Raw genomic sequence first — 8164 nt, 5'->3', positions numbered from 1 at the left:
ACTCAGCCGTCACTAACGTCGCACTCTGCGTCGTCAGTGCCATCGTGATAAAAAAGCGCTTTTATGCACGATAGTGTTCTTTTGGACATTTATCGCACCTCACGCTAAGCAGCCCTCACGCAAACTCCCCGAACTTCCCGCCCTGCCCCGGCTCATAGCTAACAAGCCCATCCATACGGTTGCCTCATGGATCTTGTCGTTGCTCGTCCCGAAGGTTTGTACTGCCCACCCGGTGATTTCTATATCGACCCGTGGCGCCCGGTCGAACGGGCCGTCATCACCCATGCGCATGGCGACCACGCCCGTACCGGCAATCAGCATTATCTGTCGGCGGCAAGCGGCGAGGGCATTCTGCGTTCGCGCCTTGGCCAGGACATCAACCTGCAGACCCTGGAATACGGCGAAACCATCACCCATCACGGGGTGAAACTCAGCCTGCACCCGGCCGGGCATGTGCTGGGGTCGGCGCAGGTGCGGCTGGAGTACCAAGGCGAAGTCTGGGTGGCTTCCGGGGATTACAAAGTCGAACCCGACGGCACCTGCGCGGCGTTCGAACCGGTGCGCTGTCACACCTTTATTACCGAATCGACCTTCGGCCTGCCGATCTATCGCTGGGCACCGCAGTCGCAGATTTTCGAAGGCATCAACCAGTGGTGGCGTGGCAATGCGGCCCAAGGCAAGGCCAGGGTGCTGTTCGCCTACTCGTTCGGCAAGGCGCAACGCATTCTGCATGGCATTGATTCGCAGATCGGGCCGATTCTGGTGCATGGCGCTGTCGAGCCGTTGAACCGGGTCTATCGCGAAGGTGGCATTCGTATTCCGGAAACCCAATACGCTGGCGATTTCAAAAAGACCGATCCGGCCCTGCGTCAGGCGTTGATTCTCGCCCCGCCCTCGGCCGGTGGCAGCAGTTGGATGAAGCGCTTCGGCGAATACAGCGATGCGTTTGCCAGCGGCTGGATGATGCTGCGCGGCACGCGACGTCGGCGTGGCGTGGATCGCGGCTTTGTGCTATCCGATCACGCTGACTGGCCGGGATTGCTGTGGGCCATCGAACAGACTGGTGCCGAGCGGGTCATGGTCACCCACGGTTCGGTCGGCATATTAGTGCGTTATCTGCGCGAACTGGGGCTGGATGCGCAAGGCTTCAGCACCGAATACGGCGATGAAGAGGACAGCAATCCGGCGACGGCAGAGCCTGAGGCGGTAACTGCGGGGGAGGCTCAGTCATGAAAGCCTTCGCGGAACTCTACGCACAACTGGACGCAACCACATCGAGCAACGCCAAACTCGCCGCGATGCGTGACTATTTCGAGAAAGCGGCTGCAGAGGATGCTGCCTGGGCTGTGTACTTCCTGTCCGGTGGTCGCCCCAGGCAACTGGTGCCGACCCGCGTGTTGCGCGAGCAGGCAATGACACTGGCAAATCTGCCGGAGTGGCTGTTCGAAGAAAGCTATCAGGCGGTCGGTGATCTGGCGGAGACCTTGTCATTGTTGCTGCCCCAGGCCGATCACAGCAATGACGAGGGCCTGGCCACCTGGATGGAAGACAAGCTGCTGCCGTTGCGCGGCCTGCCGCCCGAAGAGCTGGCAGAACGCCTGCCGATGTTCTGGTCGCAACTGGACCGCAGCAGCCTGATGGTCTGTATAAAACTGATTACCGGCAGTTTCCGGGTTGGCGTATCGAAACTGCTGGTAACGCGCGCACTGGCTGCGCTGGCGGACATCGACAGCAAGCGCGTCGCCCAAAGGCTGGTGGGCTATACCGACCTGTCGCATCGGCCCAGCGCAGAGCGCTACCTGAAACTGATCGCGCCCGAATCCGAAGACGAGCACGCACAACGTGGCGGTCAGCCCTATCCGTTTTTTCTTGCCCATTCCCTGCAACAGCCCGCCGACCAGTTCGAGGAGTTGCTCGGGGCGGCCGAGAACTGGCAGGTGGAATGGAAGTGGGACGGTATTCGCGCACAACTGGTCAAACGTGACGGACGCTTGTGGATCTGGTCGCGTGGCGAAGAGCTGGTCACCGACCGTTTTCCCGAGCTGCACAGCCTGGCGCAGTGCCTGCCTGACGGCACGGTGATAGACGGCGAAATCGTCGTCTGGAAAGCTCCAGAGCCGAGCCCCGATGGCAGCGCTGAATTTGCGTTGAACGGTGATGCCACCACAGCGTCACCTTCGGTTCAGCCCTTCGCCCTGTTGCAACAGAGGATTGGCCGCAAGACACTCGGCAAGAAGATCCTCGCCGACGTGCCCGTTGTAGTGCTGGCCTATGACCTGCTTGAATGGCAAGGCGATGACTGGCGCAGCCGGCCCCAACATGAACGTCGCACGCAACTGGAAACCTTGATCGAAAGCGTCCAGAGCGAGGTGCTGATGCCCTCCCCGGTACTCACCGGCAAGGATTGGCTTGATCTGGCGACGCAACGTGAAGCCTCTCGCAGTCTGGGCGTCGAGGGCATGATGCTCAAGGCCCGCGACTCGCTGTACGGCGTCGGTCGCACCAAGGACATGGGCGTGTGGTGGAAATGGAAAATCGACCCGTTCAGCGTCGATGCCGTGCTGATCTACGCGCAACGCGGCCACGGCCGACGTGCCAGTCTGTACAGCGACTACACCTTTGCGGTGTGGGACGGCCCGCCCGACGCCAGTGAGCGCACGCTGGTGCCATTCGCCAAAGCCTACTCAGGGCTGACCGACGAGGAAATGCGTAAGGTCGACGCCATCGTTCGTAAAACCACCGTGGAAAAATTTGGGCCGGTGAGCAGCGTCACGCCGACGCTGGTATTCGAACTGGGCTTTGAAGGCATTGCCTTGTCAAAGCGCCACAAGAGCGGCATTGCGGTGCGCTTCCCGCGCATGTTGCGCTGGCGGCAGGACAAGCCGGTGGCCGAAGCCGACAGCCTGGCGTCATTACAGGACCTGCCGAACTGACGCACCGAAAAAGTGCGCGCAAATTGACGTGCACCTTTTTGAAACACTGCCTGCCACCAGGGTTTGCCTGCCCGCAACAACCGTTCTCTTTCGTTACCATTCTGCCGCTCGCCGCGAGCCTAATGGGGGTGTGGTTTAAGTCACAGAGAACAACATCCCGCCCATAAACATGCCAAGGCGGCAGATTGCCAGCCATTTATACGAAATAGCGACAACGCCTTACATTTCAAACGCACGTTCATCGCTCTGGTTCGGAAATTGCTACCTTCTGCCAGTCTGGCACTTGCCGGTAGCAAGCTTCGCGTGTTCCCAACGCCCCATTTAAGGTTTTAAGGACTGAACAATGAAAAAAGCATGGCTGACTCTTTCTGCACTGGCTCTGTGCCTCGCCGCCGGTAATACGATGGCCAAGGAATACAAGGAACTGCGCTTCGGCGTTGATCCGTCCTATGCGCCGTTTGAATCCAAAGCCGCCGACGGCAGCCTGGTCGGCTTCGATATCGATCTGGGCAACGCGATCTGCAAAGAGCTGAAGGTCACCTGCAAATGGGTTGAAAGCGATTTCGACGGCATGATTCCCGGCCTCAAGGCACGCAAGTTCGACGGCGTGATTTCCTCGATGACCGTGACCCCTGCTCGCGAAAAAGTCATCGACTTCTCCAACGAACTGTTCTCCGGCCCTACTTCGCTGGTGTTCAAGAAAGGTGCAGGCTTTACCGCCGACCCGGCCAGCCTGAAAGGCAAGACCGTTGGCTATGAGCAAGGCACTATCCAGGAAGCCTACGCCAAGGCCGTACTGGACAAGGCCGGTGTATCCACCAAGGCCTACGCCAACCAGGATCAGGTTTACGCCGACCTGACTTCCGGTCGTCTGGACGCTTCGATCCAGGACATGCTGCAAGCCGAACTGGGTTTCCTGAAATCGCCAGCCGGTGCTGATTACGAAGTCAGCAAGCCTATCGACAGCGAATTGCTGCCAGCCAAAACCGCCATCGGCATCGCCAAGGGCAACAAAGAACTGAAAGCGCTGCTGGATAAAGGCATCAAAGCGATGCACGACGACGGCATCTACGCCGAAATCCAGAAAAAGCATTTTGGCGACCTGAACCTGTACAGCGGCAAATAACACCCCGACGCCCATCGATTTCGGCGATGATTCGCCGCCCAATCGATGGGCGTCTCTGTTTTTGAAAGCAAGGCCTATCCATGCTCGATGCACTCATGCAAAACCTGGGACTCTCGGCGTTCAGCCTGAAGGGCTTTGGCCCGCTGTTGCTGGAAGGCACCTGGATGACCATCAAACTGGCTGTGCTGTCCCTCGCACTGAGCATCCTGCTCGGGCTGATCGGGGCAAGTGCCAAACTGTCGAGCTCGGCGCTGCTGCGCGTGCCGGCACAAATTTATACAACACTGATCCGCGGCATCCCGGATCTGGTGTTGATGCTGTTGATTTTCTACAGCCTGCAAACATGGCTGACCATGCTCACCGACGCGATGGAATGGGAATACATCGAGATCAACCCGTTCGGCGCGGGTGTCATCACTTTGGGCTTCATTTATGGGGCATATTTCACCGAGACGTTTCGCGGCGCGATTCTGTCCGTGCCTCGCGGTCAGGTGGAAGCAGCGACGGCCTATGGACTGAAACGCGGCCAGCGATTTCGCTACGTTGTGTTCCCGCAAATGATGCGTTACGCACTGCCGGGGATCGGCAATAACTGGCAGGTACTGCTCAAGGCTACGGCGCTGGTATCGATCATCGGCCTGGCTGATCTGGTCAAGGCCTCGCAGGACGCCGGCAAAAGTACCTATCAGTTGTTCTACTTTCTGGTGTTGGCGGCATTGATCTACCTGCTGATCACCAGCGCCTCGAACTTCGCCCTGCGTTGGGCTGAACGGCACTATGCCGCAGGCAGCCGGGAGGCACAGCGATGATCGAATTGTTACAGGAATACTGGAAACCCTTCCTTTATACAGACGGCGTAAATATCACTGGGCTGGCCATGACCATGTGGCTGCTCAGCGCCTCTATCGCCATCGGCTTCTGCGTGTCGATCCCGCTGTCGATTGCACGGGTGTCGAAAAACCGCTGGGTACGCTGGCCAGTGCAGTTCTACACCTACCTGTTTCGCGGCACGCCTCTCTATATACAGTTGCTGATTTGCTACACCGGCATTTACAGCATTGCTGCGGTGCGTGAACAGCCGATGCTGGATGCGTTTTTTCGCGATGCGATGAACTGCACAATCCTGGCCTTCACCCTGAACACCTGTGCGTACACCACAGAGATCTTTGCCGGTGCGATCCGCAGCATGGCCCACGGCGAAGTCGAAGCGGCCAAAGCCTACGGTCTGACCGGCTGGAAGCTTTACGCCTACGTGATCATGCCGTCGGTGCTGCGCCGGTCGCTGCCGTACTACAGCAATGAAGTGATCCTGATGCTGCACTCGACCACGGTGGCCTTTACCGCCACGGTGCCGGACATATTGAAAGTGGCGCGGGATGCCAACTCTGCCACTTTCATGACCTTCCAGTCCTTCGGTATCGCCGCCGTCATGTACCTGACCGTGACGTTCATTCTGGTCGGGCTGTTCCGCCTTGCCGAACGCCGCTGGCTGGCCTTTCTCGGCCCGGCCCATTAATCAGGACTGAACATGCACCTTCACACCCATGACTTGCTGTCGCCAGTGCCAGGCACTGCCCGGCAGGTCCACAGCTTTCACTACGGCCCGCAAAACGGTTCCGGCAAGGTTTATATCCAGGCTTCGCTGCATGCGGACGAACTGCCGGGCATGCTGGTTGCCTGGTACCTGAAGCAGCGTCTGGCAGAACTGGAAAGTGCTGGTCGCCTGCTGGGTGAAGTCGTCGTGGTGCCGGTCGCCAACCCGATTGGTCTGGAACAGGTCCTGATGGACACACCTTTGGGCCGCTACGAGCTGGAAAGCGGCCAGAATTTCAATCGCTGGTTCAGCGACCTTGGCGCGCAGGTCGGCGATGATATCGAAGCCCGGCTGACTGCTGATGCAGAGCACAACGTCGCACTGGTGCGGGACAGCCTGAGAGCGGCGCTGGATGCCGTACCCGCAACCAGCCAATTGCAATCGCTGCGCCTGACCCTGCAGCGCCTGGCTTGCGATGCCGACATGGTGCTGGACCTGCACTGTGATTTCGAATCGGTCGAGCATCTGTACACTACGCCCGAAGCCTGGCCGAAAGTCGAGCCGCTGTCGCGCTACCTGGGCGCGCAGGCCAGCCTGCTGGCGACCGACTCGGGTGGCCAGTCGTTCGACGAATGCTTCACGCTGGTCTGGTGGCAATTGCAGCAACGCTTCGGTGAGCGCTTTCCGATTCCCATGGGCAGTTTCTCAGTGACGCTCGAGCTACGCGGGCAAGGCGATGTGAACCATGCCCTCGCCAGCCGTGACTGTCAGGCCATCATTCATTACCTGATCGACGCGGGCATCATCGACGGCGAACTCCAGCCGCTGCCCGAACTGCTCTACCCCGCGACGCCATTGGCAGCGGTCGAACCGGTGACTACGCCGGTCGGCGGCTTGCTGGTGTTCTGCGCGATGCCCGGCGAACACGTCGAGGCTGGCCAACTGATTGCCGAGGTCATCGACCCGATCAGCGACACTGTGGCCTGCATCCATGCCTTGAATGCGGGGCTGCTGTACGCGCGCTCGCTGCGCCGCATGGCGACTGCCGGCATGGTCATTGCGCACATCGCCGGCACCCAGGCCTATCGCAGCGGCTATCTACTTTCTCCTTGAGGACCTGTCATGTACAAACTGACCATCGATGGCCTGCACAAAAGCTATGGCGACAACAAAGTGCTCAAAGGCGTATCGCTCAAGGCCAGCAGCGGTGACGTGATCTGCCTGATCGGCGCCAGTGGCTCCGGCAAGAGCACCTTTCTGCGCTGCATCAACTTTCTCGAACAGCCCAATGACGGGGCAATGAGCCTGGATGGCAAGCAAGTGCGCATGGTCAGCGACAAGGACGGCATGCGCGTTGCCGACGCGGATGAACTGCAGCGCATCCGCACGCGGCTGGCGATGGTGTTTCAGCACTTCAACCTGTGGGCGCACATGACCGTGCTGGAAAACATCACCATGGCCCCGCGCCGCGTACTGGGCGTGCCCAAGGCCGAAGCCGAGGCCCGCGCGCGCAAGTACCTGGAGAAGGTCGGGCTGCCGGAGCGCGTCGCCGATCAGTACCCGGCTTTCCTGTCCGGCGGCCAGCAGCAGCGCGTGGCCATTGCCCGTGCACTGGCAATGGAGCCGGAAATCATGCTGTTCGACGAACCCACCTCGGCACTGGACCCGGAACTGGTCGGTGAAGTGCTGAAGGTCATTCAGGGCCTGGCCGAGGAAGGCCGGACCATGATTCTGGTGACCCACGAGATGGGCTTTGCGCGCAAGGTTGCGAGCCAGGTGGTGTTCCTGCACCAAGGCCAGATCGAAGAATCCGGCCACCCGGACGAGGTGCTTAACAATCCGAAAAGCGAGCGCTTGCAGCAGTTTTTGAGTGGAAATCTGAAGTAGCGCTTTTTGTGTATGAAGCCGGAAACGCCTGGTAACCGGAACTGAAATATCCACGACTATAGCCCCCACTCCAGCGTGGGGATGCAGTGCTAGAGGCTCTGCGTCGCCAAGAGGACGCGGAGCGTCCGGAAACGCATGCGACGCGGAGCGACGCACGATATTGAGATCATCGTTCCTACGCTCCAGCGTGGGAATGCAGGTTTCGACGCTCTGCGTCGCCAGGAGGACGCGGAGCGTCCGGAAACGCATGCGACGCGGAGCGGCGCACGATATTGAGATCATCGTTCCTACGCTCCAGCGTGGGGATGCAGTGCTCGACGCTCTGCGTCGCCAAGAGGACGCGGAGCGTCCGGAAAGGCATGCGACGCGGAGCGACGCACGATCGTTGAGATTCCGCATACTCCAGCCATATAACCATTTAAAACTATTACCCTTTCTTCGCTGTCTCTGACTTAACGCCACTCAGAGCACACACAAACGGATGAGCAGACCCAGCGATTTCGCTCGACGATGGTTTCTCGCCCGGGGCTGGAAGCCGTTCGCTTTTCAGAAGGAGGTTTGGGCGGCGGTGAAGAAAGGTGAGTCCGGCCTGCTGCATGCCAGTACCGGCTCGGGCAAGGAGACTGTCAGAAATTTTGTGTTCGGGCATAACATGTAGCTAGAGGTGCATGTATGCCGACCAAA

At 59.5% G+C, this 8164-nt stretch carries 7 protein-coding genes; all 7 read left to right on the top strand.

Annotation, left to right across the window (positions count from 1 at the left end):
* The first annotated feature begins 186 nt into the window (after positions 1–186).
* The 7 genes from AO277_RS08430 (at position 187) to AO277_RS08400 (ending at position 7480) form a co-directional block, all read left to right on the top strand.
* Positions 187–1233 carry a ligase-associated DNA damage response exonuclease gene (locus AO277_RS08430; protein WP_044319932.1) on the top strand — a complete coding sequence of 349 codons (1047 nt, stop codon included), beginning with the start codon at positions 187–189 and terminating at the stop codon, positions 1231–1233.
* Positions 1230–2933 carry an ATP-dependent DNA ligase gene (locus AO277_RS08425; protein WP_044319933.1) on the top strand — a complete coding sequence of 568 codons (1704 nt, stop codon included), beginning with the start codon at positions 1230–1232 and terminating at the stop codon, positions 2931–2933. Before AO277_RS08430 ends, AO277_RS08425 begins: the two co-directional genes overlap by 4 nt.
* A 343-nt stretch (positions 2934–3276) precedes the next feature.
* Complete coding sequence (locus AO277_RS08420; RefSeq protein ID WP_044319934.1) at positions 3277–4059, top strand: transporter substrate-binding domain-containing protein; 783 nt, start codon at positions 3277–3279, stop codon at positions 4057–4059.
* A gap of 80 nt (positions 4060–4139) precedes the next feature.
* Positions 4140–4868 carry an ABC transporter permease gene (locus tag AO277_RS08415; protein ID WP_002554830.1) on the top strand — a complete coding sequence of 243 codons (729 nt, stop codon included), beginning with the start codon at positions 4140–4142 and terminating at the stop codon, positions 4866–4868.
* Complete coding sequence (locus AO277_RS08410) at positions 4865–5575, top strand: ABC transporter permease (protein ID WP_002554831.1); 711 nt, start codon at positions 4865–4867, stop codon at positions 5573–5575. Before AO277_RS08415 ends, AO277_RS08410 begins: the two co-directional genes overlap by 4 nt.
* 12 nt (positions 5576–5587) lie before the next feature.
* The gene (locus AO277_RS08405) at positions 5588–6706 is read left to right on the top strand and encodes a succinylglutamate desuccinylase/aspartoacylase family protein (RefSeq protein ID WP_044319935.1); all 1119 of its coding nucleotides are present in this window, start codon (positions 5588–5590) and stop codon (positions 6704–6706) included.
* Between the two features lie 9 nt (positions 6707–6715).
* Positions 6716–7480 carry an ABC transporter ATP-binding protein gene (locus AO277_RS08400; RefSeq protein WP_002554833.1) on the top strand — a complete coding sequence of 255 codons (765 nt, stop codon included), beginning with the start codon at positions 6716–6718 and terminating at the stop codon, positions 7478–7480.
* Positions 7481–8164 lie beyond the last annotated feature (684 nt).

It is taken from the genome of Pseudomonas amygdali (assembly GCF_002699855.1).
Classification (GTDB): Bacteria; Pseudomonadota; Gammaproteobacteria; order Pseudomonadales; family Pseudomonadaceae; genus Aquipseudomonas; species Aquipseudomonas amygdali.
This window is presented reverse-complemented; position numbering and strand designations above follow the sequence as displayed.

Excerpts from the sequence above, each read along its gene's own strand:
- AO277_RS08430 (WP_044319932.1), top strand. The coding sequence starts at position 187 with ATGGATCTTGTCGTTGCTCGTCCCGAAGGTTTGTACTGCCCACCCGGT.
- AO277_RS08420 (WP_044319934.1), top strand. The coding sequence starts at position 3,277 with ATGAAAAAAGCATGGCTGACTCTTTCTGCACTGGCTCTGTGCCTCGCC.
- AO277_RS08400 (WP_002554833.1), top strand. The coding sequence starts at position 6,716 with ATGTACAAACTGACCATCGATGGCCTGCACAAAAGCTATGGCGACAAC.
- AO277_RS08405 (WP_044319935.1), top strand. The coding sequence starts at position 5,588 with ATGCACCTTCACACCCATGACTTGCTGTCGCCAGTGCCAGGCACTGCC.
- AO277_RS08410 (WP_002554831.1), top strand. The coding sequence starts at position 4,865 with ATGATCGAATTGTTACAGGAATACTGGAAACCCTTCCTTTATACAGAC.
- AO277_RS08425 (WP_044319933.1), top strand. The coding sequence starts at position 1,230 with ATGAAAGCCTTCGCGGAACTCTACGCACAACTGGACGCAACCACATCG.
- AO277_RS08415 (WP_002554830.1), top strand. The coding sequence starts at position 4,140 with ATGCTCGATGCACTCATGCAAAACCTGGGACTCTCGGCGTTCAGCCTG.